Annotated in this window: 23 protein-coding genes and 1 pseudogene; 11 read left to right on the top strand and 13 right to left on the bottom strand. The window is 70.8% G+C overall.

Annotated features, from left to right (window positions below):
- Positions 1 to 233 precede the first annotated feature (233 nt).
- The 4 genes from HD596_RS42110 to HD596_RS42095 all read left to right on the top strand — a co-directional run bounded on the left by HD596_RS42110 (position 234) and on the right by HD596_RS42095 (position 3,980).
- Entirely contained in the window at positions 234 to 977 is a 744-nt protein-coding gene (locus HD596_RS42110; RefSeq protein WP_185074999.1) for a GntR family transcriptional regulator, read from the top strand.
- An 87-nt stretch (positions 978 to 1,064) separates the two neighbouring features.
- Positions 1,065 to 1,634, top strand: coding sequence for a DJ-1/PfpI family protein (locus HD596_RS42105; RefSeq protein ID WP_185074998.1), 570 nt, complete (start codon positions 1,065 to 1,067; stop codon positions 1,632 to 1,634).
- Positions 1,635 to 1,653: 19 nt separating this feature from the next.
- A complete protein-coding gene (locus HD596_RS42100) occupies positions 1,654 to 2,475 on the top strand; it encodes an alpha/beta fold hydrolase (protein WP_185074997.1) in 822 nt (273 codons plus the stop codon).
- 797 nt (positions 2,476 to 3,272) lie between these two features.
- Complete coding sequence (locus HD596_RS42095; RefSeq protein WP_185074996.1) at positions 3,273 to 3,980, top strand: hypothetical protein; 708 nt, start codon at positions 3,273 to 3,275, stop codon at positions 3,978 to 3,980.
- 180 nt (positions 3,981 to 4,160) lie between these two features.
- On the opposite strand, the gene HD596_RS42090 is transcribed toward HD596_RS42095, so the two are convergent.
- The 3 genes from HD596_RS42090 to HD596_RS42080 form a co-directional block, all read right to left on the bottom strand.
- Positions 4,161 to 6,011, bottom strand: coding sequence for a cellulose binding domain-containing protein (locus tag HD596_RS42090; protein WP_185074995.1), 1,851 nt, complete (start codon positions 6,009 to 6,011; stop codon positions 4,161 to 4,163).
- A 661-nt stretch (positions 6,012 to 6,672) separates the two neighbouring features.
- Entirely contained in the window at positions 6,673 to 7,191 is a 519-nt protein-coding gene (locus HD596_RS60770) for a hypothetical protein (protein ID WP_221519783.1), read from the bottom strand.
- On the bottom strand, positions 7,188 to 7,358 hold the full coding sequence (locus HD596_RS42080; RefSeq protein WP_185074993.1) for a hypothetical protein: 171 nt from the start codon (positions 7,356 to 7,358) through the stop codon (positions 7,188 to 7,190). The genes HD596_RS60770 and HD596_RS42080 overlap by 4 nt, the downstream gene beginning before the upstream one ends.
- Positions 7,359 to 7,580: 222 nt before the next feature.
- On the opposite strand from HD596_RS42080, the gene HD596_RS42075 reads away from it, so the two are divergent.
- Both HD596_RS42075 and HD596_RS42070 read left to right on the top strand, forming a co-directional pair.
- The gene (locus HD596_RS42075; protein ID WP_185074992.1) at positions 7,581 to 7,757 is read left to right on the top strand and encodes a hypothetical protein; all 177 of its coding nucleotides are present in this window, start codon (positions 7,581 to 7,583) and stop codon (positions 7,755 to 7,757) included.
- A 124-nt stretch (positions 7,758 to 7,881) separates the two neighbouring features.
- Entirely contained in the window at positions 7,882 to 8,130 is a 249-nt protein-coding gene (locus HD596_RS42070; protein WP_185074991.1) for a hypothetical protein, read from the top strand.
- A 23-nt stretch (positions 8,131 to 8,153) separates the two neighbouring features.
- Here HD596_RS42070 and HD596_RS42065 read toward each other — a convergent pair whose 3' ends face one another.
- Positions 8,154 to 10,007, bottom strand: coding sequence for an extracellular catalytic domain type 1 short-chain-length polyhydroxyalkanoate depolymerase (locus HD596_RS42065; RefSeq protein WP_185074990.1), 1,854 nt, complete (start codon positions 10,005 to 10,007; stop codon positions 8,154 to 8,156).
- 230 nt (positions 10,008 to 10,237) lie between these two features.
- On the opposite strand from HD596_RS42065, the gene HD596_RS42060 reads away from it, so the two are divergent.
- The gene (locus HD596_RS42060) at positions 10,238 to 10,756 is read left to right on the top strand and encodes a MarR family winged helix-turn-helix transcriptional regulator (RefSeq protein ID WP_313046315.1); all 519 of its coding nucleotides are present in this window, start codon (positions 10,238 to 10,240) and stop codon (positions 10,754 to 10,756) included.
- 246 nt (positions 10,757 to 11,002) lie between these two features.
- Here the strand turns inward: HD596_RS42060 and HD596_RS65850 are convergent.
- A pseudogene (locus HD596_RS65850) lies at positions 11,003 to 11,134 on the bottom strand (dienelactone hydrolase family protein); the annotation flags it as partial.
- Positions 11,135 to 11,155: 21 nt separating this feature from the next.
- Here HD596_RS65850 and HD596_RS60760 point away from each other — a divergent pair.
- Positions 11,156 to 11,539, top strand: coding sequence for an SGNH/GDSL hydrolase family protein (locus tag HD596_RS60760; RefSeq protein WP_221519782.1), 384 nt, complete (start codon positions 11,156 to 11,158; stop codon positions 11,537 to 11,539).
- Between the two features lie 41 nt (positions 11,540 to 11,580).
- On the opposite strand, the gene HD596_RS42045 is transcribed toward HD596_RS60760, so the two are convergent.
- The 8 genes from HD596_RS42045 to HD596_RS42015 all read right to left on the bottom strand — a co-directional run bounded on the left by HD596_RS42045 (position 11,581) and on the right by HD596_RS42015 (position 21,401).
- Positions 11,581 to 12,687, bottom strand: a complete 1,107-nt coding sequence (locus tag HD596_RS42045; RefSeq protein ID WP_185074988.1) for a right-handed parallel beta-helix repeat-containing protein — start codon at positions 12,685 to 12,687, stop codon at positions 11,581 to 11,583.
- Positions 12,688 to 13,013: 326 nt separating this feature from the next.
- Positions 13,014 to 13,229 carry a carbonic anhydrase gene (locus HD596_RS64160; RefSeq protein ID WP_281398307.1) on the bottom strand — a complete coding sequence of 72 codons (216 nt, stop codon included), beginning with the start codon at positions 13,227 to 13,229 and terminating at the stop codon, positions 13,014 to 13,016.
- Positions 13,230 to 13,249: 20 nt separating this feature from the next.
- Positions 13,250 to 13,507 (bottom strand): carbonic anhydrase, encoded by a 258-nt coding sequence (locus HD596_RS64155; RefSeq protein ID WP_281398306.1) that lies wholly within the window; start codon positions 13,505 to 13,507, stop codon positions 13,250 to 13,252.
- A gap of 132 nt (positions 13,508 to 13,639) precedes the next feature.
- Positions 13,640 to 17,698 (bottom strand): DddA-like double-stranded DNA deaminase toxin, encoded by a 4,059-nt coding sequence (locus HD596_RS42035; protein ID WP_185074987.1) that lies wholly within the window; start codon positions 17,696 to 17,698, stop codon positions 13,640 to 13,642.
- 79 nt (positions 17,699 to 17,777) lie between these two features.
- Positions 17,778 to 20,138 carry a S1 family peptidase gene (locus HD596_RS42030; RefSeq protein WP_185074986.1) on the bottom strand — a complete coding sequence of 787 codons (2,361 nt, stop codon included), beginning with the start codon at positions 20,136 to 20,138 and terminating at the stop codon, positions 17,778 to 17,780.
- 78 nt (positions 20,139 to 20,216) lie between these two features.
- Complete coding sequence (locus tag HD596_RS42025; protein WP_185074985.1) at positions 20,217 to 20,444, bottom strand: hypothetical protein; 228 nt, start codon at positions 20,442 to 20,444, stop codon at positions 20,217 to 20,219.
- The gene (locus tag HD596_RS42020; protein ID WP_185074984.1) at positions 20,431 to 20,802 is read right to left on the bottom strand and encodes an AQJ64_40280 family protein; all 372 of its coding nucleotides are present in this window, start codon (positions 20,800 to 20,802) and stop codon (positions 20,431 to 20,433) included. The genes HD596_RS42025 and HD596_RS42020 overlap by 14 nt, the downstream gene beginning before the upstream one ends.
- A 23-nt stretch (positions 20,803 to 20,825) precedes the next feature.
- Positions 20,826 to 21,401, bottom strand: a complete 576-nt coding sequence (locus tag HD596_RS42015; RefSeq protein ID WP_185074983.1) for an XRE family transcriptional regulator — start codon at positions 21,399 to 21,401, stop codon at positions 20,826 to 20,828.
- A gap of 84 nt (positions 21,402 to 21,485) precedes the next feature.
- Here HD596_RS42015 and HD596_RS42010 point away from each other — a divergent pair, with 84 nt between their 5' ends.
- The 3 genes from HD596_RS42010 (at position 21,486) to HD596_RS60750 (ending at position 24,273) form a co-directional block, all read left to right on the top strand.
- Positions 21,486 to 23,099: an MFS transporter gene (locus HD596_RS42010; RefSeq protein WP_185074982.1), complete on the top strand. Its 1,614-nt coding sequence runs from the start codon at positions 21,486 to 21,488 to the stop codon at positions 23,097 to 23,099.
- A 197-nt stretch (positions 23,100 to 23,296) separates the two neighbouring features.
- Positions 23,297 to 23,737 carry a DEAD/DEAH box helicase gene (locus HD596_RS60755; protein WP_221519781.1) on the top strand — a complete coding sequence of 147 codons (441 nt, stop codon included), beginning with the start codon at positions 23,297 to 23,299 and terminating at the stop codon, positions 23,735 to 23,737.
- Positions 23,656 to 24,273, top strand: a complete 618-nt coding sequence (locus tag HD596_RS60750; protein WP_221519780.1) for a helicase-related protein — start codon at positions 23,656 to 23,658, stop codon at positions 24,271 to 24,273. The genes HD596_RS60755 and HD596_RS60750 overlap by 82 nt, the downstream gene beginning before the upstream one ends.
- Positions 24,274 to 24,276 lie beyond the last annotated feature (3 nt).

Genomic DNA, 24,276 nt, shown 5'->3' with positions numbered 1-24,276 from the left:
GGAAGTCTTCGGTCCTGGTGCGGCCCGATGGCGAACCGAAGAGGACGTCGAGCATGCTCATAAGAGCTCCAACTGATCGAAGCGGAGCGATGGAGGGCGATTCCCCGATGGGTGAAGGATGGCTGGCGTCCGCCCCCTTTCCTATACGATCCGAATGGGAGCGTCAACATCTCGCAATGCTGCGACCGATGCCGGCAGGTTCCCGAAGACGCAAGAAAGGACCTCACGTCACGATGGACGACGAAGCGATGATCGCGCGGCGCCGTGGGGCCATGACGGGCGGAATCCCGCCGCGAAGATCTCGCGGCCGGCTCGCCGACGAGGTGTACGACATGCTGCTCGGGCAGATGATGTCGCTACGGATCGAGCCGGGCTCCCGCGTCACGATCGACGCCCTGGCGCGAGAGCTGGGGGTCTCACAGACGCCGATCCGAGACGCTCTGAACCGCATGGAGGCCGAGGGCCTGGTCGTGCGCGTGCCTCACGCCGGCTATCGCATTCCGCCCCAGATCACCCGTCACCGATTCGAGGACATGCTCGAGGTCCGCCTGCTCCTCGAGCCGGCGGCGGCGCGCAGAGCCGCAGAACGCGCATCCTTGCAGCAGGTGGCCGGTCTGCGGCGGCTGCTGGAGGAGATGGCGGAGCTGGAGGGGGGCGACGGGCTCATGGCCTATGGCGCCTTCGGGCTGCGCGACGCCGCCTTTCACGATCTCGTCGCCCTGAGCGCGGAAAACCAGGTCATCCGCGAAGCGCTCGCCCGCCTGCACACGCACGTGCACCTGTTCCGGCTTCTCCACGACACCCAGGTCACTCACCTGGCCATGGCCGAGCACGAAGAAGTCCTGACCGCGATCGCCGCGCGTGACCCCGACGCCGCCGCCTACGCCATGCGCCGGCACATCCTGCGGTCCGGCGAGCGGTTCCGGCGATTGTTCGACGAGGCCGAGGGCGCGGACGGAATGGTGGCAGAGGCTTGACGGGCGTGCCGGGCCGGGGAATGCTAAGTCAACCCGATCGGATCGGATTGGATCCACCTCACCCGCTCCAGATGCGAGGAGAAGCAGGTGCCCAGAGCGCTGCTCCTGACCGGCGACGCCGCCGAGGAGCTCGACACCATGTATCCCTACTATCGCGTGCAGGAGGGCGGCTGGGACGTCGACGTCTCGTCACGGACGATGCGTGACGTTCAGCTGGTCATCCACGAGTTCGACCCCAACTCCGACGCCTACGTGGAGAAGAACGGCCGGAAGCTGCCGGTCGACGTGCCCTGGGCCGAGGTCGACGTCGAGCGCTATGACGCCCTCATCATCCCCGGGGGACGCGCCCCCGAGTGGATCCGGGTCGACGCCGACGTCAGGCGCATCACCGAGCACTTCTTCGCGCGCAACCTCCCGATCGCGCTGGTGTGCCACGGCGCGCAGGTGCCGGCTGTGTACGGGCTGCTGAAGGGCCGGAAGACGGCGTGCTTCCCGCCCATCACCGGTGACATGGAGAACGCGGGCGCGACGGTCATCGACGCTCCCGACGTCGTGGACGGCAACCTCGTCTCCTGCAGGGGATGGCCGGACATGCCGAAATTCGGCAGGGCGATGATGGAGGTCTTCTCGAAGTCCATCAACTCCGCATCGGCATGAGCGCACCTGGCCCGTCCCGGTGACGGCATCTCGCACCGTCACGGTCGACGGCTCCCCCGTCCACGTCCTGGAGAGCGGCGCCGGGCCCGCGGTGCTGATGCTGCACGGCTCCGGACCGGGTACGACCGGATCCGGCGCCTGGGCGACGACGGCACAGGCGCTGGGCACGTCCTGGCACCTCGTGGCTCCCGACCAGGCGGGGTTCGGCCGCACACCCATCCCGGCCGGCTCCAGGGGCGGGCTCCGGCTGTGGACGGAGCAGGCCGCGGGCCTGATGGATGCTCTCGGTGCCGAGCACTACGCCGTGGTGGGCCACTCCATGGGCGGCGCCGTGGCGCTGGCGTTGGCGGCCGCGCGTCCCCGGCAGGTCACCCATGTCGTGGCCGTCTCGACGATGGGCGCCCCCGGGGCGCCGCTGTCCGCCGAGCTCGACGCGATCTGGGCCGCCCCTGCCGACCCGCTCGGGGCACGAGACATGTTGAGTCGCCTCGTCCTCGACCAGGCGCTCGTGACCGAGTCGGCCGTCGCCGCCCGCGCGGCCGCGATGCGAGCCGGGGCGGCCGCATTCGCGTCGTTGTTCCCCCCACCCAGGGCACGCTGGGCCGACGACCTCACCCTTTCGGCGCGAACGCTGGCAGGGGTGCGCGCGCCCGTGCTGCTCGTCCACGGCGCCGAGGACCGGGTCACCCCGCTCGGGACGGCAGCCCTGCCCCTGCTCGAGCACCTGGCCGACGTCCGTCTGCACGTGCTCGGCCGATGCGGGCACGTGCCGGCGCTCGAACACCCGCACGATTTCAGGCGACTCCTGTCGTGCTTCCTCGGCCGGGACCGAGGCCCCTGACTCATATCCGTGAGCCGTGGGTCCAGATCCCGCCCGTACGGGCCTGTCATGGGGGTGCGGCTCTTTGGTGTCGGCGAGGCTGTTGACGCATTCGGCGGCGACCAGCCGCGCGCCCCGTTAGCACAGCGCCGTGTGCCGCCCCGGGCGCAGGACGACCTCGTCGTCCCCGGGCGGGCCAGCCCCGTGGTGCCGAGGACGCGGACGCGTCTGGTGGCGTGCTCGATGACGGCCAGGAGGTACTGACGCCGCCCGTCGGCCGTACGGGTCGATCCCCGCGGCGTTCAGCATCTCCCGGACGGCGAGCTTCGACAGTTCGCCGCCAGGCGTCTCCGTGTTGAAAGTTTCACTAACACCGCCGCGCGGACGACTGTGATGAGGCGGGTACGACCGCCACATCGCACGGCGTCACATGCTCTGCGACCAGCCTGTTGATCCGCGGGGCGAGATCGTCGCCCTTTTACGGGCCGTACGGAAACCGCGATTCACCGCTTGTTTCGGAAAGCGGGCCTTTATAGGGGGCTGTCCAGTCCGTGGCCATTGTGTGATCCTCCCCTCAAGAAGGCATGTCCCGCGGCGTCTCGGGCGCGCGGCCCGCGCGTTCTGGATTGCGACCGGCGGCAGGGAGAGATGGGAAATCTTTTCACAGAATGCGAGCCCTTGCGTCGACTGCAGCCAGGGAATTTCGTACATCGGTGGATATCTCTCCTTGTAGCGGGACGGCACTATCCGGGTTCCACCGAGACCCATCAGCACAATGCGGCTTACGCCGATGAAAGCACCATGGCGACCACCACGTCATGGGATACGGATGCGCCGGCCTCGACGGCGGAGCGCCCGGCTTCTCCCCGCGGGTGGCCACCACGCCGATCGCCATCACCCGTACCTGCCCCCGGCACCCGACCGGCCTCACCGGCGTGCGCGCCCGCCTCACCCCGACCAGGGCGGCGACCCTGGCGGACGGCGAGGCCGGCGACTCTGGCGAGCTCTCCACAGTCAACGGCGCGAAGAAAGGGAACCCCATGATCGCTGGCAACCTGATCCGCCGGGCACTGGCGGTCGGCGCGATGCTGGCCACCACCGCCGCGATGGTCGTGACCATGCAGCATCCCGCCGCCGCCTCAACCCTGACGCTCAACGCCACGGTGGACTGCCTCAACGTCAACTACTCCGGCGACACCCGCGACTGGTACGCCTCGTACGTCTCGGTCGGCTCCGCGCCTCCTTCGTACGGCGTGACCATGCCCTACAGCTCGATGGTCGCGAACCCGGCGAACCACACGTGGTCGTTCACGATCAGCCTGCCCGGCGGCAGCACCTCGGTGAGCGTGTCGGCCATCTGCAGCGGCGGTCACCAGTATGACCAGGTCGGCTGGACCAACGGACCGGCGATCAGCATTCCCTCCTCGGCCACGACCCTGACCGCCACCTGGGGCTGCTCCACCCAGCAGGTCTACCCCGGGCCCTACATCACCGGCTGCAGCGCGCAGTCCTACTCCTACAGCTGAGGCTCCCGCCTCCCAGAAGGCCGTCCGCTTTCACCGCGGGTGGCCTTCTCGCATGCGGGCACGGATACCGCGCCGAGGCCGACACGCTGTTCGCTGAACGTCGCGACGCGGCCGGGGAAGAACGGGTGCGGCCCAGCCCCACCGAGACGTTCGGGGCTGGGCCGATTTCCGGTCGCGACGTTACGCGCTGGTGCAGGTGTATCCGGAGGGCAGGGCCGTGTTGCCGGCGGGGCGGCTGGCCTGGAAGCCGAAGCTGGTGGTGCTGGCTCCGGGGGCCAGCGTGCCGTTATGGCTCACGCTCCTGGCCGTGACGGTCTGCCCGCTGGTGGTGACGGTGGCGTTCCACGAGCCGGTCAGCGTGTGCCCGGCCGGGAGCGTGAACGTGACCGTCCAACTGGTGATCGTCGAGGTACTGGTATTGGTGATGGTCAGCGGCTGGATCACATAGCCGGTGCCCCACTGGCTCTGCACGGTCGGCGTCGCCGAGCAGGTTCCGGTGGTGGTGCCGCTGGTGGTGACCTGGACGGTGTTGGACACCGGCGAGAGGTTGCCGGCGGCATCCCGCGCGCGGACCTGGTAACGGTAGGTGGTGCTCGGGGTCAGGCCCGTGTCGCTGTACGAGGTCGTGGCCGAGGTGCCGACCTGGGCGAAGGTGCCGCCGGTGGCACCGGGTGCGCGCAGGATGTCATAGCCGGCGACCCCCACGTCGTCCGTGGAAGCGGCCCAGGACAGATTGGTGCCGCCGGCGGTGGTGCCGGAGGCCGCCAGCCCGCCCGGGGCGGTGGGTGGCGTGGTGTCGCCGCCGGTGGAGGTCGTGGTGAACGTGACGATCGCGGAGTTGGCCGACAGGTTGCCCGCGCCGTCACGTGCTCGTACGTAGACCTGGTATTCGGTGTCGGCGGTCAGCCCGGTCAGGGTGATCGAGTTGGTGGTGGACTGGCCGAGCAGCGGGTCGGTGGCGCCCTGCTCCCGGTAGACGTTGTAACCCGCCAGGCCGGAGCCGCCCTGGTCGGTGGAGGCCGTCCAGGTCAGGGTGGCGCTGGTGGCGGTCACGTTGGAGACGGCGGGAGTGCCCGGAGAGGTCGGCGGAGTGGTGTCGTTCGTGCTCTGGAACTGGTTGAAGAAGTTCCACACCACTGCCTTGGTCCAGGTACGTGCGCCGTCGTCAGCGGTGGACCCGTCCACTGGACCAGGGGTGTGTCCCCCGTCGAACGCCGCCCACACGACCGGGTATCCGGATCGGCATCCCGAGTAGGCGGTGACGACGTGCGTCAGGCTGCCCTGTGCCGGTTCGGGCGGATTTTGGGAAGTGCACCCGTTGTTCCTGACGAACGTGTCGCGCAGCGACCGGCCCAGCGAGATGTTGAGCACGTTGTCCCTGAGGCCGTGCAGCCCGATGTAGGCGATGGGCTGGGTGCCGCCGCTGCATCCGCTGAGCTGCGCGCCGGAGTAGACCGCGACCGCGCGGAAGACCGTCGCCCGGGCGCAGGCCAGGGCGTAACTCATGCCACCGCCGTAGCTGAAGCCTCCGGCGAACAGCTGCGTGGTGTCGACGCACAGGTCCGCTTCGATCAGCCTGATCATGTCGTCGACGAAGGTCAGGTCTTGCCCGCCGGAATTCGCCCAGCCGTTGTTCAGTCCCTGAGGGGCGACGAAGATCGCGGTGTTGTTCGCCAGTTGCCTGAGCCCGTAGTAGGACCAGGTGAATCCGCTGGTCCCGCCTGAGTCGACGTCGTTGGCGGTGCCGCCGTTCCAGTGGAACCCGAAGATCAACCGGTAGGGGTTGGTGTTGTTGTAGTTGTCGGGAATTCTCAGGATGAAGGAGCGAGTCTGGCCGCCGCTCTGAATCGACTGCGCACCACTTCTGAGCGTTGGAGTCTTGCCGCATCCTGCCGTCGCGGCGGCGCTCGCCGCGGCGACACTGGCCGCGCGTGACGTGGTTGCGCTGCTGCCCAGCGCCGTACCGCCGGTGGCCACCGCGAGAAGCACCGCCGCGACGACAGCGACGAGGACGGATGTACGCCGCATCATCACTCACCTGCCTGTGACGCCAGCGGGAGGGACGGTGCCAGGGAGTCAGTTAGCGCTAACATGAGCCGGATCAGTCCTCTCATCTGTGCGGAACTGGCGTGATGGGAGGGCATGACGGAAAAACCGTGTCATCATTCACATCGCTTTACCGCGCCCGTTCCTGCTTATGGGTGGTGGTGCGACGGAGCAAATACGAGGCATGCGGATCCGTCAAGGCGCGGCTCGCTCCTCTGACGTGACGGGCGGCGCTCCCATGCCGTTTTACTGGCACGTATCGCGTCGTTCAGCCTGAAAACATATTGAAAGTTTCAGGGCAAGGCCACCAGAAAGCCATGCGGCCGAATTCACCCCTTCCCCGCCCTTGGCCGCGCTGCTTCCAAAGCTCCTGAACTAAAAAAAGCGGCTCGGCTCGCCGGCCTTCGGCGACGCGCGGAGGATTCAGGCCCGCATCGAGGACGTGACGCCCGGAGAGGCGGAGTGATGTCCTGATCCAGCGGCTTTACCCGGTAGTAAGTCAGAAACATGTCAACGCCCGTGGTGATGAGCTGTTTCGTGAAGTCGGCGTCGAGGCGGAAGCCGGTCACCAGGCGGATACGGCCGCTTCCGACGTAGGCGTGCAGGCGGGCGCAGAGCGCGACCTGGACCGTACGCAGGCACACGCTCAGGTCGGCGGTGACGTACTTGCCGCGCAGCGCCACCCAGAGCGCGTCCCCGGAGACGGCGTCGACGACGACCTGGAACTGCTCGTAGGGGTCGCCGGTCTCGACGCCGCAGTGGTAGACGAGGTGGATGGCCCCGTCGGGCGCGGCGCCCGTGGCGAGCAGCGCGGCGGGGGCCGTGGGGTAGTCCTCGGCGGGCACCGGCGGGCGGCGGTCGTCGCGGACGTACCGAGGGTGTGCCGGTCGACCTGCGCCGTACCGGCGTACCCGGCGAACACGGCGGTCACCCGCTCGCGCACCTCCTCGAACGGGCGGGCCCGCGCGGGGTCGGGCGCGCCGGCGAGGCCGCCGTCGGTGGTGTTGCCGACGTCGGTGACGCCGGCCTGCTCGATGTCGGCGACCGCCTGCGCGCCGGACCCCAAGACGGGCAGGCCGTTGTGGTACTGCTGGTAGCGGATGCGCAGCGTGTTGATGCCCTCCGACGCGGCCACCTCGCGCAGGTCGAGCGGGCCGGTCTTCATGTCGCCCGCCCGGCCATGAACCGCTCGATCGCCTCGCGGGCGGAGGCGGCGCGCTCGCGCGTACCGGCGGGGTCGCTGAACGTGCGCAGGACGTCGTCGCGCACCTGCTCCCCGACGCCGGGGGTCACGCGGAGAAAGTCCGGGTCGTGGTGGGGGGTGTCAGTCATGGCAGGTCCCGGTGAGTGAGTCGATGACGACTTTCACGGTAGGGAGCGGGGCGGGCGGCCTGCCTCGGGGGACGGCCTAGGAGTTTCGGCTCGATCGTGCACGGCATCCCCGTGCCCTACGGGCACCACGGGCAAGGAGTGGGTGGAGCGCCGCTTCCACAGCTACCGGCCCGAGGAGCTGGTACGCCTGGCGCTGTCCAAGCCCGCCCGCTGGCCGAGGAGATGCGGCGGCAGGTCCTGGGGCCGCTCGGGCTGTCGGGCACGGTGGTGCCGGACGCGTCGCCGGAGATTCCCGAGCCGCACGCCCACGTCTACTACCGCTACGAGGATGCCGGCCGGCAGGAGACGATCGACTCACCCGCCACAATCCTTCCTGGGTCTCCACCGGCGGCGACATGATCTCGACCAGCCAGGACCTGGCCACGTTCATCTCCGCGCTGGTGCGCGGCGAGCTCCTGCCCGCCCCGCTGCTGGCCGAGATGTGCACCCCGCGCGCCACGGGCATCCCGGGCATGGGCTGGGCGTGTTCGTCCAGACGACGGAGTGCGGCGGCACCGTCATCACCCACAACGGCGGCACGGCCGGCTCCGCCACGCTGATGTACGGCACGCCCGACGGCGGCAGGACTCTGACCGCCGTACTGAACTGGGTGGACGACGCCGGCCTGTCCATCGGGGCGGCGTTCGGGAACGCCCAGCGGAGGCTCGTCAAAGAGGTGTTCTGCAACGAAGAATGCTCCCTTGATCACGGCCCGGTCCCGGACGGTCCGTGATCAAGGGAAGCTCGCGCCGGCGGTCAGGCGCAGGTGTAGCCGGACGGCAGCGCGGTGTCGCCGCTGGGCCTGCTCGCCTGGAAGCCGAAGCTCGTGGTGCGAGCCCCCGGCGCGAGCGTGCCGTTGTGGCTGACGCTCTTGACGGTGACGGTCTGGCCGCTGGTGGTGACGGTGGCGTTCCACGAGCCGGTCAGGGTGTGCCCGGCCGGCAGGGTGAAGGTGACGGTCCAGCTCGTGATCGTCGAGGTGCTGGTGTTGGTGACGGTCAGCGGCTGGATGACGTACCCGTTGCCCCACTGGGACTGCACGGTCGGGGTGGCCGAGCAGGTGCCGGTGGTGCCCGCCTGGGTGGTGATCTGGACGGTGCCGGAGACGGGTGAGACGTTGCCGGCGGCGTCACGCGCCCGGACCTGGTAGCGGTAGGTGGTGCTCGCGGTCAGGCCCGTGTCGGTGAACGAGGTCGTGGCCGAGGTGCCGGCCTGGGTGAACGTGCCGCCCGTCGCTCCGGCGGCGCGCAGGATCTCGTACGCGGTCACGCCGGTGTCGTCGGTGGAGGCCGTCCAGGTCAGGGTGGTGCCGGTGGCGGTGGTGCCCGAGGCGGTGAGCCCGGCGGGGGCGGTCGGCGGCGTGGTGTCGCCTCCGGTGGCGGTCGTGGTGAAGGTGACCGGCGCGGAGTTGCCCGACAGGTTGCCCGCGCCGTCACGCGCCCGCACGTACACCTGGTACTGGGTGTTGGCGCTCAGCCCGGTCAAGATGATCGAGGTGGTGGCGGTCTGGCCGAGCTGCGGGTCGGTGGCGCCCTGCTCCCGGTAGACGTTGTAGCCGGCCAGGCCGGAGCCGCCCTGGTCGGTGGAGGCGGTCCAGGTCAGCGTGGCGCTGGTGGCGGTCACGCCGGACGCGACCGGGGTGCCGGGCGTGGTCGGCGGGGTGGTGTCGGTCTGGCTGGTGGTCAGGCCGAAGAACTGGACGGCGTACAGGGCCATGCCGCTCTGCGGGAGGACGTGCCCGGCGCCCTGGATGCTGTACGCCTCCACCTGGACGGTGCCGGACGCGTCGGCGTACCGGCTGCGGCTCCAGCCCGACTGCGGGGTGTCGGTGCCGGTCGGGGTCTGGCTCAGCCCGAACACGTTGGTCCACTGCTCGATCGACTCCCGCAGCAGCGAGTAGGGCACGAGGGTGTCGGCGGTGCCGTGCCACAGCTGGATGCGCGGGCGGGGGCCGGAATAGCCGGGGTACGCCTGGCGGACCGCGTCGCCCCACTGCTGGGGTGTGCGGTCCATGCTGCCGCCGGTGCACTTGCTGCTGCCGGGCGGGTAGTCGGAGGCGCCGGCGAAGCAGTTGAAGGGCACGCCCATGAAGGAGGCCCCCGCTTTGAACACGTCGGGGTAGAGGGCGAGCATGTGCTGGGTCATCATGCCGCCGGACGAGCTGCCGGTGGCGTAGACGCGGTTCGGGTCTCCCTGGTGGGTCCGCTCGACGTACTCGATCATCGAGATGATCGAGACGGGGTCGCTGCCGCCGCCGCGCCGCTTGGCCGCGTCCGACCAGGTGTCGAAGCAGTTGCCGAACCCCGCGGACTGGGTGGCGCTCGGGTAGATGACGATGAAGCCGTACCGGTCCGCCAGCGAGGCGAACTCGCTGCTCTGGTAGAAGCCGGGGCCGGAGCCGCCGCAGCCGTGCATCGCGACCACGATGGCCGGTGAGGCCGGGTGCGAGTCCGGCACGTAGACGTGCATCCGCATGTTGCCGGGGTTGTTGCCGAAGCTGGTCACCTCCACCAGGCTGGCGGCGGCGGCCGGCGATCCGAGTACCACGGTCATGACGGCAAAGAGCGCCGCGGTGCAGGCACCTGCCAGCGCCGTGGTCAGTCGTCTCATTCGCGCTCCTCCTCTCCACATCCGCGGCGCGCCGCGGATCGACCTCGGTCGCTGGAAAATAGAAGGGCTGCGATTCACCGTCAATGCCCGGCCGGTGCGCGCGCTCGCCGGTTCACCTGGCAGAAAGCCGTTTTCCCTGGTTATCAAGTAACTTGCTATCAAGGTCCTTGATACGGGGTGAGGAAACTTACATCGAGCCCGTTCCGACAAGGGCGCGATATCGTCTCCTGGTGACCGATCCGGGTGTCCCCGCGGCCGCTGCGCCGGACTCGCCTCCGCCCCGTGTGAGCTACCTCGTGTTCCGGCTCGAACGCCGCATCCGCGCCTGCCTGGACGAAGCGCTCGCCCGGCACGGCCTGACGACCACCGAGTACATGGCGCTCAGCGAGCTGCGCCTGCGCGACGCCCCGTCCTCGGCCGACCTGGCCCGCATCGCCTTCGTGACCCCGCAGGCGATGAACCTGGTCATCCGCGACCTCGAACAACGCGGCCTCATCCGCCGCGACCCCCACCCCCGCGGCGGCCGCGCCCTGCGCACCCGCCTCACCCCGAAGGGCCTGAACACGCTGCGGCGATGCGACCACTCCCTCGACAGCATCGAAGCCGTCATGCTCGCCGAGATCGACGACACGGACCGCGCGACACTCGCGGAAACGCTCACGCTGTGCGCCCGAGCCCTCCACCACGACACCCGCACCCTGGCCCCGGTCCTCCGCTCCCAGAAACCACCGCCGCCACCCCAGCCCTAGCGCGACCCGCGACCGGGCACCAGGCTCTCCGCCGGCCGCGCCAGGTGCGAGCGCACCGCCTCGCCCAGGCTCACGACGGGTCGCGCAGGCATTCGGCGAGGAAGCGCTCCAGGCTCCACCACGCCCGCTCGGCGGAGCGCCGGCTGTACTGGATGCCGAGCTCCGGGCTGTCGGCCTGCTCCGCCATGAACGAGTGGCAGGTGTGGCCGAAGGCTTGGAGCTGCCAGTCGGCGCCGGCGGCGGGGTCAGCACCCCGTGGAAGCTCGCCACGCCGCGGACCGCCGCGTCGTGCCTGGCCAGGTCCAGCACGCACAGCCCGCCGAAGCAGAATCCGATCGCCGCCATCCGGGACGCGTCCACCTGCGGCAGCCCGGCCACCGTGGAGACGACCGTGAGCTCGTGGTGGTCGGGCTGGGCATCAACGACTTCTCCACCGCGCTCAACCCCGGCGAGCCCTGGGCCGACCTCGACGCCCTCGCCGCCGACTACCGCACCGCCTACCTGGGCTTCCTGGACGAGCTCAGGGCCAGGTACGGCAAGAGCACCTCCATCGTGCTGACCTACCCCACCATGTCGAACGCGACCGCCCTGGCCGACTCCGTCCAGCAGGTCGTGCGGCAGCGCAACAGCCAGGGGGACGGCCGGGTCAAGGCGCTCCACTACGACAACGCCGCGCTGGGGCTCGACCTGCTCGGCTGCGACTGGCACCCCTCCCTGCACGACCACAAGGCGCTGGCGGGCGCGCTCGGCTCGTTCATCGCCGGCCTTCCCCTCAGGTGGTGAGCTCCTGAGAGCATCCCGCCCGACTGCCGGGCGGGATGGTCTCAACTGGTCTGCGGCGGCTCGCGGAAGGTCATCAGCTGCCGGGACCGGTAGATGAACGACGGCGCCGTGTTGCCGCTGACCAGGATGTCGCTGATGGGAGAGCCCTCGTGGGCGACGAGCCCGATCCCCGACCTGATCTTCCCCTGGTAGTCGGGGACGAGCGGGCCCACGGTGTTCCCGGTAATCTCCACGATCGTCAGCGGGTTGGCCTCGGTCTCGGACGCCCGGACGTACACGCCGCCGTTGCAGCCGGTGATCCGGTTGTCCCGGATGTACACGGCCTCGGTGTTGAACGGGGTGATCGCGTCGTAGCTGGTGTTGGTGACCACGTTGTTCTCGATCCAGACCCGCGAGTGCCGGACGCCGGGCACGGCCGTGTGCGATCCGACGAGGGTGCCCCAGGGGCCCTGCGATCCCGACTTGTCGCACGTGTTGCCGAGGACGCGGATGCCGGTGCAGGGCGTGTTGTCCGTCGCGCCCGCCCACGTGTTCGTGACGCCGGCCAGGTCGAGCTGGACGGCCTCGCCGTGGTAGCGCTTGTCGGCGTACTGGGGGGCGAGCACCCAGCCGTACAGGGCGCAGCCGCTCACGGTGGCGTTCCGTACGGCGTTGAGCTCGATGGCGTGGTACCACTTGACGTTGTAGATGGTCAGGCCGACCAGCTCGACGCCGGACGTGTGCTGCATCGTGATGACGTTCGACGCCGGCGCCTGGCGGCCGTCCTGGAGGTACTGCCAGATCGGGTCCCAGGAGCCGCCGGTGATCCTGATGTTGCCCGGCGCGCCGTACCCCCCGGTCGTCGCGCTGGGAACGTGGTTGAGCACCATCGTCTCCGAGGTGCCCGGCGAGGTGAAGCCGGCGACGAACCGCGCGCCCGTCGCGTCCAGGTGGGTGTTGCCCCCCACGATCAGCCGCCCCTTGAGCACGTGGCGATGGTTCGCCGTGGCCCGGACGACGATCCGCCCCTGGGCGTCGCGCCCCGCCGGCCCGGCGACGCCGTTGGCGGCGTTGTCGAGCGCGCGGCGCAGGGCCACGACGACGCTGTCCTCGCCCGCCGGGTACGGGTTGACGGCGCCGGCCGCGTGAGCGGCGGGAGCCGTTCGCATGACGCCGCCGCTCACTAATGCGGCCAATCCCAGTTTGACGGCTTCCCGACGGCCTAATTCCATGACTGTGTCTCCGATCCCCCGCGAATCAGTACGCCGCACAAAGCGGTCCTGGATTGAAACACGGGCGAGTTTTCACGGTCAAGGCGGCGCATTCGGGAAATCGCGGCGTGCTGCCGCATTCCCCATGCCGGCAGTTATGAACGAGCCGCACCGAGAAGGACACCCCACACCATTCAGACCGCATACTCAGCGGGGCGGGGTGAGGCGAGGCCGGACGGGGCGGGACGGGGTGGGGGCAGGCGGCGGCTCGTGGCCCGGTCCGGCTACAGCTTGACCTCGCCGAGCCGCCCGGTCGTGACGTCGTAGACGAGCCCCCTGATCGCGTCCTTGTGCGGGATGAACGGGTCCTGCCTGATCCGCCGGACGGACTGGACCACGTCCTCCTCCAGGTCGGTGAAGGCCTCAGCGGCCCAGTCGGGCTTGATGCCGACATCGCGGTAGACGTCCTGCTTGAAGCCGTCGTCGGTGAAGGTGAGCATGCCGCAGTCGGTGTGGTGGATCAGGACGATCTCGCGCGTGCCCAGCAGCCGCTGGCTGATGGCCAGGCTGCGGCGCTCGCCCGCCGTGATGACGCCGCCCGAGTGCGGATGACGTGCGCGTCGCCTTCTCGCAGGCCGAGCAGGCCGTAGACGTTGAGCCGGGCGTCCATGCAGGCCACCACGGCCAAGCGTTTGGCGGGCGGCAGGGCGAGCGCCCCGTGCTGGAAGGACTCGGCGTAGCGTTCGGCGTTGGCGACCAGCTCGTCGGTGATGCTCATCGAACCTCCCCTTGACCGGTCCTCCCACCATTACCCGTAATCCCGGCATGGTCAACGGGGATTATGCGCCGCAGGCTGAAGGCGCGGTGTCTTTCGGCGACCGCGCCTTCAGCCTGGGTTCTCACGCGGGTTTCAGTCCAGCCAGCGCCCGACCCCGCGCACGGTGACTTCGAGCAGCTCCGCCGGATCGTCCGGATCGGGATAGTAGATGATCATCGTGGTGCCGGCCGGGAGCAGCATCTTGACGGCCTGGATGCACCCTGCCACGGCCTGCCGCTGCCGGTCGGGCCCGGTGCCGGTGAGCGGGACCGCGTCGCAGACGCCGCCCGGGTTGTTCATGACGAGCCGCAGCGTGGAGTCGCGCAGGGCCACCTCCCGCGTGGCGACGCGGTAGGCGAGCTGCGTCTCCAGGTGCCAGGCCGGGGGTGCCATGGGCAGGCCGAACTGCTGCCGGTACAGCAGGTCGAGGCGGTTCTCCAGGGCGGCGAGGTCGTCGTGCAGGCCGCTCTCGACCGTGTAGTTCGCCCATTTCGACAGGTCGTCGGCGGGGGGAAGGCTCGCGATCGGCAGGCCGTTCGCGTCGAGGACCCGTCCGGACTCGTCGACGATGTAGCCCTGGTTGTTGAGCCGCTTGATCGATTCGCTGACGTCCCTGAGCTGCTGCGCGGCGTCGGCGTACGGGCACTGCCCGCCGTCCTGGACGCAGCCGATGGGCAGCGTCCGCACGAGCGAGGTCGCCAGGGCGGACTCGTACGTCGCCACGATGATGGTGCGGTCGGACAGGTGGTGGAGCAGGTACATCGGCCCCAAGATCGAGTTGTACTCGGCGAAGCGCAGCTCCTCCGGGATGAGCGACTCCACGAAGGTGCCCTTCCACTGGCTCGCGTTCTCGTTCCAGTTGGGATCCTCCGACAGGTCGAAGGCTCCGGTGATGCAGTCCGAGAAGCTGGACACCCGGCCGCTGAGGGCGCCCTTGAAGGCGGATTTGCAATCGCTGATCATCCCGTACTGGGAGGCGGCGTTGAACAGGTCCAGCGCGGTCGCGGTGATGTACTCCTCGGCGAGGCGGTGGGTCTCCGTCTCCCGGTCGGCGATCCCCGTCTTCGCGAAGGAGAAGAGGGGGCTCATGACGACGGACAGGCACGCGTCCAGTGCCTTGCCGACGAACTGCTGCCGACATTTGTCGGCGTTCTGGCTGGCGTAACCCTCCGGGTCGTGCAGCGGCCCCTTGGGGTCGTTGAGAATGCCTTCGACATACGCGCTGCAGTCGTGGTATCCGGGCAGCCCGTCCTCCGGCCCCCATTTGCAGTGACCCAGCCATTCGCCTTTCAGCGTGCTCAGGCGGCGCTGGGCCTCTTCCCGGTAGTGGTCGAACACCTCGGCGGCGATCCTGGCCGCTTCCGAGGCGCTTTGGCCGGCCCGGATCTGCGCCGCGTACGCGCTGTCGTAGGCGGCGTAGGCGCCGGCCGCGTCCTGGGCGGCCGAGACGGCGGAGGCGCGGGCCCAGCGGGCCGACAGGGACGCTCGCCCGGCCGACTGCCGCGCCTGCTGGGCCGCCGCGGCGGCGGTGCGGACGGACTGCGCGGCCCGTTCCGCGGAGGCGGCGGCGTCGCGGGCGTGGGCGACGGCCTCGGTGGCGTACTTTCCCGCCTGCTCGGCCGCCTTGCCGGCGGCGTTGGCGTACCCGATGGCCTCCTCCGCCGCGCCCCGGGCCTCCGCCGCGGCGGCCTGCGCGGTGCGGGCGAAGTCGACGGCGCGCTGCGCGATCTCCGAGGTCTCGATCATCAGGGACGTGGCGATGTAGTTGTGGGTGGCGGTCGCGTAGTCGCGTTCGGCCGCGCGGTGCCGCTCCACCTCCAGGAACTCGGCCTGCATCGCCGTCGTGCCGGCGAGGGCGATCTGGGCGCCGTTGCGCACTTCGGTGCCGTTCGAGGCGTCGCCGGCGATCTCACCGACCTTCGACCGGATGTCCATGGTGTAGGCGGTGTTGTGCTTGACCTCCAGGAACTCCTGGAGGGCGTCGGGGTCGTCGGAGCGCAGGGCGAGGTTCGCCGCCTCCTCGGTCTGGGCGTGGCCGGCCTCGCGGGCCTCGGCGAGGATGCGGCCGACCTGCTCGCGCTGCTCGGCGGCCCGCTCGGGGTAGTCGGGGTCGTCGAGGAAGGCGATGACGTCGGCCCACCCGCGGTCCAGGGCCTGCTGCGCGGCGGCTCTCATGGCGGGGGTGCCGGTGGGCATGAGACCGGTCAGGGTCGTGCGGTCGTCCTGCTCCTCGGCGGACGCGAGCCCGGTCTTGACGAAGGCGACGGTACGCACGTCGTCGTCCTCGCCGAGCGCCGCCATGGCCGCCGAGCTGGTCCAGGTGCCGGGCACGGTGGCGAAGTAGCGGGCCACCTCGCGCGCCTTGCGGGCGGCCGTCGCGGTGTCGGCCTGCGGGTTCGCGGCCTCGGCGATCAGCGCGTCGATCTCGGGCGTGTGGTAGCGGCGCATCGGCACCGCGAAGCCGCGGGCGTCGCCCAGGTGGGCCTCGGCGGCCTTCTGGCTGACGTGCCGGGCGAAGGACAGCTCGAGTTCGAGCTCGTGCTGGAGCCGTTCGGCGTCGGCCGCGCGCGCCGCCTTGTACACGGTCTGGGCCGTCTCGGCGGCCTGCAGCGCGTCCTCCGCCGCGCGGTAGGCGTTGTTCGCGTGCTGCGTCGCCAGCTCGGCCGCGTTGACGGCGCTGCCCGCGTGCTGGGCCGCGCTCTTCGCGGCGCTCGCCGCCTGCTCCGCGTACGTCACCGCGCGCGTCGCGGCGTCCCGTGCCTTGCCGGCCGCGTCCTTGGCGATGTCGGCCTGACGCACGGTCTCCTCGGTGGCGCGTTTCGCCCGTTCGGCGCTGGCTCCGGCGCGGGCGGCCGCCGCGAACGCGGCCTTGGCCTCGGCGCTGGCCTGCCCCGCGTACCGGCCGGCGGCCTCGGCGGCGCGCCCGGCGGCCGCGGTGTTCGCCCGCGCCGAGTCGGCGGCGGCGACCGCGGCGTAGGCCTGCTGCGTCACGGCGGTGATCTGGTCGATGGGCGAGAGCCAGGCGGAGATCTGCGGCCCGATCTGCTGCATGACCCGGTTGTGGTTCTCCGCGTCGGCGGCGGCCTTGGCGTCCAGCTCCGCCGCCGCCGCTGCGGCCCAGGCCTCGTCGGACTTGGTGTGCGCCCGCGCCGCCGCGGTCGCCGCGCGTCCGGCGGCTCCGGCCGCCGCGCGGGCGGCCTGCGCGGCTGCCCGGGCGGCCTGGACGGCGACGCTGGAGGCGATCGCGGCGCGGTCGGCGGCCTCGGCCGCGCGCTGGGCCTGGCGTTTGGCCTCCGCCGACTCCTGCCCGGCGAGCGAGGCGAGGCGTTCGGCCTCCTGCGCGTCGGCCTTGGCCGCCGCGGCCTCGGCTTTCGCGCGGTCGGCCTGCGCGACCGCGGAGACCGTCTCGAACGCAGCGCGCCGGGTCGCCTCCGTGGCGCTGGCCCGCAGGTCGTTCAGGGTCTGGTTCTCGTTGTCCCTGGCCTGGGCCACGCCCCAGTCGATCTGGACGAATCTCTCCTGCATCTCCAGGCTGCCGTCCTGCAACGCCCGGTTCGCCGCGGCCTGCACCTGCGGGCCGCCCTCCGCCATCGCGCGGTTGACGACCGCACGCAGATCCAGCCTGTACGGCAGCCGCCACCCCGACTCGATGAACTGCCCCAGGGCCTCACGCGTCCCGTTGCGCAGCACCGCGTTCGCCGCGGCCTTGACCTCCGGCCCGCCGGCCGCCTTCATCTGGTTCACGCTGGCCCGCAGGTCGATCTCCCGGGCGCTCTGCCAGCCGCCGTCGAGAAACTTCGACACGGCGCTGGAGTCGTCGGAGCGCAGGGCCGCGTTGGCGGCGGCGGCCACCTCGGCCCCTCCCTGGGCCTTGATGCGGCCGGCCTGCTCGCGGTCGTCCTGCGCCGTGAGCCGGGGCAACTCGGCCAGCAGGGCACAGATCGCCGCCTTGTCCCCGAGCAGGGCCCGCTCGGCGGCCGGGCGCACGTTCACGCCGCCCGTGACCCACGCCTCCAACACCACTTGGCGCTCGCACACCGGCGCGGCGGGCGGGTCCGCCGCCGCGGCCTCGGTGATCGGGCTGCCTGCGAGAAGCAACGCGAGCACGCTGCCCACGACTCCCGCGCCACGTAACGCTCGATTCGTCTTCACATCCACCGTTTCCGTCCACGCGATCAAGGAATGGGGCGAACGGCCGGCCCCCCCCGAAGGGTGGCCGGCCGTGACGTTGTCAGGCGACGACCCGCAGCTCCAGCAGGGTCTCGCGGCAGTTGTCGGGATAGTCCGGGTGACCCTCGTCGCAGGTGGTGTCCGTACGTCCGAACTGCTCGCTCTCGTCCCGCTCGACGCGCTTGGTCCGCTCCGCTCCGGAGGAGACGTTCACGACCGTCGCGTCCACGTCATGGCCGGCCCCTGGGGAGCGGCTGTCCCCCTGCACCTCGTAGACGTTGGGGATGCGCAGCTTCACCCAGCCACCGGCGCCGAGCACCTTGAAGCAGACCGCCGTCACGCCGAGATGCGGCTCGCCGATCTCGGTCTGGCCGTTCAGCAGCCCGGGGAACACCTTGATCACGCCGACCCCGTTCTCGGGGGACACGGTGCACGAGACCCAGATGAGCCCGCCGTTGCCGGAGATCAGCTCGAAGTTGCGCGCCTCGGCCTCGTCCGTCCCCCAGTCGGCCTGGCCGGAGGTGCCCGCGTAGGCGTGCGGGAAGTCCAGCGGGTAGGCGTACCGCTCCACGATGGAGTCCGGGCCGATGACCGGCGTCACCGTGACCGGGACCACCCGTACCGGCGGGAAGGCCCGTCCGGCGAAGTAGGTGATCTGGTCGCCCGGGCGGTAGAGGAACAGGTGACTCTGCCCACCCGTGCTCCGGTAGTCGAAGGCGATCACGCGGTCCTTCGCCATCTCCAGGTCGTAGCCGCCGATGCCGGTCGAGCTGTGGAACACGGCGGTGAACGTGTTGCCCGCGCCGTGCTTCAGTATCCAGGCCGTCTTCCCGCCGGGACGGTAGAGCAGCAGATGGTCCAGCCGCCCCGAGTGCTCGTAGTCGAAGGCGATGATCCGGTCGGCCGTGCTCTTCAGGTCGTAGCCGCCGATGCCGGCCGAGCTGTTGAAGACGGCTCTGAACGTGGTGCCCGTGCCGTGCTCGAGAATCCAGGCCGTCTCCCCGCCCGGACGGTAGAGCACCAGGTGATCCAGCTTCCCCGACCCCGAGTAGTCGAAGGCGATGATCCGGTCCCGGACGTCCTTCAGGTTGTAGCCGCCGATCCCGCCGTCGACCGTGGCGAAGACCGGCGCGAACGTGGCGCCGCCGCGCTGGAGGATGTGGACCGTCCCGATCCCCGGCCGGTACAGCAGCAGATGGTCCTGCCTCCCCGACCCCGAGTAGTCGAAGGCGATGATCTGGTCCTCGGCGCTCTTCAGGTCGTAGCCGCCGATGCCTTCCGAGCTGTGGAAGACGGCCTTGAACGTGTCGCCGGCGCCGTGCTCGAGAATCCAGGCCGTCTCCCCGCCCGGACGGTAGAGCAGCAGGTGGTCCAGCTTCCCCGTGCCCTTGTAGTCGAAGGCGATGATGCGGTCCCGATTGTCCTTCAGGTCGTAGCCGCCGATGCCCGTGGTCGAGGAGTAGACCGAGGCGTAGGTGCCGTCGGTGTTCCGCTTGACGATAGAGACGATCTGCGAGCCCGGCCGGTAGAGCAGCAGGTGATCGAGCTTGCCCGAGTGCTCGTAGTCGAACGCCACCACCTGGTCGCGGTCGTCGTCCAGGTCGTAACCGCCGATCCCGGTGAGGCTGGACCCGTACTGGGTGAAGGACGTGGTGGGCTCGGGGGCGGCGGTGCGGATCCAGCTCGCCAGGTCGTCCACCCGCATCGCGTCGCCGCCGCGCGTCCCGCCGGCGGCGGCGCCGAGGCAGCCGCCCTGTCCCGAGCCGGAGCCGAGCCCGACGAGCTCCGCGCGGCTCCCGTTCGTGCGGAGCACCGGCGCGCCCGCGTCCCCCTGGCAGGCGCTCACGTCTCCGCTCGTCGCGCTCCAGCCGAACGAGCCGGCGGCCACGGCCCCGGCCACGACCGGCGCGGCGTGCAGCAGATTCGGCGCCCACTGCTCGGCGGTCCGGCCGAAGCCGGCGACCTGCAGCGCGTCCCCCGAGGCGGGAGCGGTGGTGCCGACCGTGACAGGCGTGATGCCGACGGCCCGCAAGGTCAGCTTGACCAGGACGACGTCCCGGTCCGGGTGCGGGTGGATCCACTCCACCGGCAGCACCCGGCCGCCCGCACCGGACAGGTCCGTCCTGCCGACCGTGACCGTCGTCGCGGTCTTCGGCGCCCCGCTCGTCAGCGACTGGCCCGGGGAGGCGAAGCAGCTGGCGGCGGTGAGCACCCACTGCGGGCTGATCAGGGCTCCGGTGCAGCCGTGGGTCTCGCCCACGTTCACCTTCGCCACGAAGCCCCAGGTGCCGTCGGCCACGGGGCCGCCGCCCCGCACCGCCTGGGCCGGCGTCGCCCCTGCCCAGAGCACCGCCGAGGAGATGACCATCAAGAGGGAGAGAGTCGTGAGGGGTAAGGACCGGATGATTCGCTGGAGTTCCACGGCTCGATTGTGAAGATCACGCCGTGCGCGAACCAGGGCGTCACCCGGACATAAGGCGGACATTTCCCGCCCCAGCGCCTACGGCTCCGGTGTCAGCTCCCTGCGCGCGCTCGCGGCGGCAGCCACCACCGCGTCCTTCTGCGCCTCGGTCAGGCTCCCCGCCCTCACGAACTCCCCCGCCGTCCTCGCGACCGTGGAGACGAACGCCCCGTGGGTCGCGAACGGCGCCTGGTCCCACACCACGTCGAGGAACGTCAGGCCGTCCGTGCCGGGCGACGGGATGCCGCTGCCGTTACGCCTCCTCACCCAGAGCCTTCGCGCGAGCGGTCCTCGCCTCCTCGCCCGTCAGGTAGTGCACGGTCGTACCCGGCAGCGTGGGCAGGTAGGCCCAATGGGTGATCGGGTCCTCACCATCCCGGCCGTAGGGCGGGCGGACGATCCCGTCGGAGTCGACGAAACAGTCGCGGTGCTCGCGCCCGTCCTCATCGAAGTGCCGAGTCGTGAAGTACATCGGCCTGACCAGCCAGAACTCCAGCCCCGCGGCCGGGTCGCGCTCGTCCGCGCCGTCCTCGGGCGCGTAACGGCCGGCGATCGCGGCGGCCACAGGGATCCCGTCCTCCGGCAGCCTCTCCCGGGAGTCCACCCACTCCACTTCCGCACGCATGCCCGTCACAGCTCCCCTCTTGGTCACGTACGGCCATCTCCGCTTGGTTGGTGCCCGCGCCGCGCGTCGCGGTCGAAGATGCCCATGATCTCGCACGGCCCGCCTTCGGCGCCGATGGCGTGCGGCATCATCGTCGGGAACTCGGCGGCCTGGTTGGCCTCGAGACGGATGCGGCGGTGGCCCAGCATGAGGGCCGCCGTGCCCGACAGGACGACCAGCCATTCCCGGCCCGGGTGGGCGCGCATGCGGGCCGAGTTGTCGGGCGGCGGCTCCGTCAGGCGCTGGCGCATCACGGTCATGCCCGGGTCGCCCTTGACGGGCCAGCGCATCCAGCCCTGCGTGCCGTCGATCATCGGGCTGATGACGACGTCGTCGGTGGCGGTCTCGACGAGCTGGTCGAGGGAGGTGTCCAGGGCGCGGGCGAGGGTGACGAGCTGATCCAGGGCGAGGCGCCGCTGACCGTTCTCGATGCGGCTCAGCGAGGACTGGCTGAGCCTGGCGCGGGTGGCCAGCTCTTCCAGGGACCAGCCCTGGGCGACCCGGAGGGCGCGGATGCGTTTGCGTACGAGGCTGTCCAGGTCCTCATCTTCTTGCTTCATAGGCAAGATGCTATGCCTTTCGTGCAAGGGGGGGCTAACGTCGCCGATGGCGGCTTCGACCTGCCTTGATCGAGAGGAACCCGCATGAGCACCAGCCATACAGAGACCGGCGCGCCGGACGCGCGCCAGTTGCGCACCATCCTGATCGCCGTCTGTGTCGCGTTGATGGCGGTCATCGCCTCGGTGACCGGGCTGAACGTCGCCCAGCCCGACATGTCCGTCGAATTCGGCGCCTCACAGACCACCATCCTGTGGATCATCAACGTCTACACCCTCACCCTGGCCGCCCTCCTGCTCCCGCTCGGCGCGATCGGTGACCGGCTGGGCCGCAAACCCATGCTGATCACCGGACTGATCGTCTTCGGGGCCGCCAGTGGGCTCGCGGGCCTGGCCCCGTCCGCCGAAGTCATGATCGCCGCCCGGGTGTTCAGCGGCGCGGGCGCCGCGGTGATCATGCCGATCACCCTCGCCGTGATCACCTCGACATTCCCCGACGAGCAGCGCGGGAAGGCGATCGGCGTGTGGACCGGCGTCGCAGGAGGCGGCGGCATCATCGGCATGTTCCTGTCCGCCCTGCTCGTGGACGTGGCCCACTGGCGGTGGCTGTTCCTGCTGCCCGTCGTCCTGGTCGTCGTCTCGCTCGGCATGATGCGATCGGTGCCCGACTCCCGCGAGCGCTCCGGGCACTCCTTCGACACCGTCGGCGCGCTGGCCTCCGTCGTCGCCGTGGTGGGCCTCATCTTCGTCCTCCAGGAAGGCCCTGAGCGCGGCTGGAGCGGCCCGGTCACCCTGGCCTGTCTCGTCGTCGGGCTGGTCGCCCTGATCTTCTTCGTGGCCTGGGAGCTGCGCCGCGCGGACGCGTCCCTGCTGGACGTGCGGCTCTTCCGCGAGCGCGGCCTGGCCGGCGGCTCCATCACGCTGCTGGCGGTCTTCGGTGTCCAGGCGGGGGTGTTCGTGGTCCTCTTCCCGTTCCTGCAAGCCGTCCTCGGCTGGTCGGGGCTGCTGTCGACGCTGGCGATGATGCCCATGGCCGTGCTGATGATGGCGACCTCCGGCCTGGCGCCCCACCTGACCGCGCGCATCGGCGCCCGCTCGACCATGGCGGCGGGGATCGCGCTGTTCGGCGCCGGGCTGGCCCTCATGGCCGGCATCGTCTCCGTCGAAGGCGGCTACCCGTCCATCCTGCCCGGCATGCTCGCCATGGGCATCGGCATGGGCCTGGCGATGACCCCCTCCACCGAGGCCATCACCGGCTCCCTGCCCCGCGACAAGCAGGGTGTCGCCTCCGCGCTCAACGACATCACCCGCGAGTTCGGCACCGCACTCGGCGTCGCCCTGCTCGGCGCCCTCCTGGCGAGCGGCTACCGCAGCGCCGTCGACGACCGGCTCGCCGGCCTCCCCCAGGGCGCGGCGGACGCCGCCCGCCAGGGCGTCGCCAACGCCATCGAGGCCGCGGGCGACGCCGGTTCCCACGCGCAGGCACTGGTCGAAGCCGCCCGTCAGTCGTTCGTCGAGGGCTGGCAGCAGGCGATGTGGGCGGGCGTCGTCGTCATGGGCATCCTGTTCGTCTACACGGCCGTCCGCGGCCCGCAGAACAACCCCACCACCTCCATGTCCACTCCGACCTCGACCTCAGCATCGCTATCCGCACCCGCATCCTCGGACGAGGAGGAGACCTCCGCCCAGGTGACCGCGTAAGAGCGGAACCGGCTCGCGCCGGGCCTCCATCGGGCGGTGGCCGCCGGGTGACATGCCGGCCACCTGCCGGGGCAGGAGCGACAATCCGGCAGTGCGATCGCGGCAGGAGGGCCGATGGCAGAGGTGGGCGCCGAGTGCGAACGGGTGGCGCGGCAGGCGCTGGGCCTGACCGACCTGCGGCCGGGCAGCTGGCCGCGATGACCGCGCTGGCGCGGGGCCGGGACGCCCTGGTGGTGATGCCGACCGGCGGCGGCAAATCCGCGATCTACCAGGTGCCCGCCCTGCTCCTGCCCGGCCCCACCGTCGTGGTCTCCCCGCTGATCGCCCTGCAGCGCGATCAGGTCGAGGCGCTGCGCGAGCACGACGAGCAGCCCGTGAGCCTGGACGCCGGCACCCCGGCCGGCGAGCGGAGGACGACCTTCGAGTCGCTGCGGGCCGGGAGGACGGAGTTCCTGTTCTGCGCGCCGGAGCAGCTCGCCAAGCCCGACGTCGTACGCGACCTCGCCGCCGCCGGGCCTTCTCTCCTGGTGGTGGACGAGGCCCACCTGATCTCCTCGTGGGGCACGACTTCCGGCCCGACTACCTGCGGCTGGGGGCGGTGGCCGAGGCGCTGGACCGCCCGCCGATCGCCGCCCTGACCGCCACCGCGGCCCCGCCGGTGCGGGCGGAGATCACCGAACGGCTGGGCCCGCGCGACCCCATGGAGATCGTCCAGGGCTTCGACCGCCCCAACATCTCGCTCACGGTACGCCGGATGCTCGACGACCCCGCCCCCGACATCGTCGCCGCGGTACGCGAGGAACCGGGACCGGGCATCGTCTACACGGCGGTACGCAAGCAGACCCACCGTCTCAGCGGCCTGCTCACCGACGCGGGCGTGCGAGCCGCCCCCTACCACGCCGGATTGCGCCGTCCGGAACGCGACGACGTCCACGGCCGGTTCATGGCCGGCGACCTGGACGTCGTGGTCGCCACGAGCGCGTTCGGCATGGGCATCGACAAGCCGGACGTACGGTTCGTCCTCCACGCCGAGGTGCCCGGCTCACCGGACGCCTACTACCAGGAGATCGGCAGGGCCGGCCGCGACGGCGACCCCGCCAGGGCGGTGCTGTTCTACCGCCCCGAGAACCTGGGCCTGCAACGCTACTTCACCGCGACCGTACCGGACCTTTGACCG

Source organism: Nonomuraea jabiensis (genome assembly GCF_014204795.1).
Taxonomy (GTDB): Bacteria; Actinomycetota; Actinomycetes; order Streptosporangiales; family Streptosporangiaceae; genus Nonomuraea; species Nonomuraea jabiensis.
This window is presented reverse-complemented; position numbering and strand designations above follow the sequence as displayed.

What these genes read in the sequence shown, in the direction of transcription:
- HD596_RS42110 (WP_185074999.1), top strand. Translation starts at nt 234, where the DNA reads ATGGACGACGAAGCGATGATCGCGCGGCGCCGTGGGGCCATGACGGGC.
- HD596_RS42095 (WP_185074996.1), top strand. Translation starts at nt 3,273, where the DNA reads ATGGGATACGGATGCGCCGGCCTCGACGGCGGAGCGCCCGGCTTCTCC.
- HD596_RS42090 (WP_185074995.1), bottom strand. Translation starts at nt 6,011, where the DNA reads ATGATGCGGCGTACATCCGTCCTCGTCGCTGTCGTCGCGGCGGTGCTT.
- HD596_RS60770 (WP_221519783.1), bottom strand. Translation starts at nt 7,191, where the DNA reads ATGAAGACCGGCCCGCTCGACCTGCGCGAGGTGGCCGCGTCGGAGGGC.
- HD596_RS42080 (WP_185074993.1), bottom strand. Translation starts at nt 7,358, where the DNA reads ATGACTGACACCCCCCACCACGACCCGGACTTTCTCCGCGTGACCCCC.
- HD596_RS42075 (WP_185074992.1), top strand. Translation starts at nt 7,581, where the DNA reads ATGCGGCGGCAGGTCCTGGGGCCGCTCGGGCTGTCGGGCACGGTGGTG.
- HD596_RS42065 (WP_185074990.1), bottom strand. Translation starts at nt 10,007, where the DNA reads ATGAGACGACTGACCACGGCGCTGGCAGGTGCCTGCACCGCGGCGCTC.
- HD596_RS42045 (WP_185074988.1), bottom strand. Translation starts at nt 12,687, where the DNA reads ATGCGAACGGCTCCCGCCGCTCACGCGGCCGGCGCCGTCAACCCGTAC.
- HD596_RS64160 (WP_281398307.1), bottom strand. Translation starts at nt 13,229, where the DNA reads ATGCTCACCTTCACCGACGACGGCTTCAAGCAGGACGTCTACCGCGAT.
- HD596_RS64155 (WP_281398306.1), bottom strand. Translation starts at nt 13,507, where the DNA reads ATGAGCATCACCGACGAGCTGGTCGCCAACGCCGAACGCTACGCCGAG.
- HD596_RS42020 (WP_185074984.1), bottom strand. Translation starts at nt 20,802, where the DNA reads ATGCGTGCGGAAGTGGAGTGGGTGGACTCCCGGGAGAGGCTGCCGGAG.
- HD596_RS42015 (WP_185074983.1), bottom strand. Translation starts at nt 21,401, where the DNA reads ATGAAGCAAGAAGATGAGGACCTGGACAGCCTCGTACGCAAACGCATC.
- HD596_RS42010 (WP_185074982.1), top strand. Translation starts at nt 21,486, where the DNA reads ATGAGCACCAGCCATACAGAGACCGGCGCGCCGGACGCGCGCCAGTTG.
- HD596_RS60755 (WP_221519781.1), top strand. Translation starts at nt 23,297, where the DNA reads ATGACCGCGCTGGCGCGGGGCCGGGACGCCCTGGTGGTGATGCCGACC.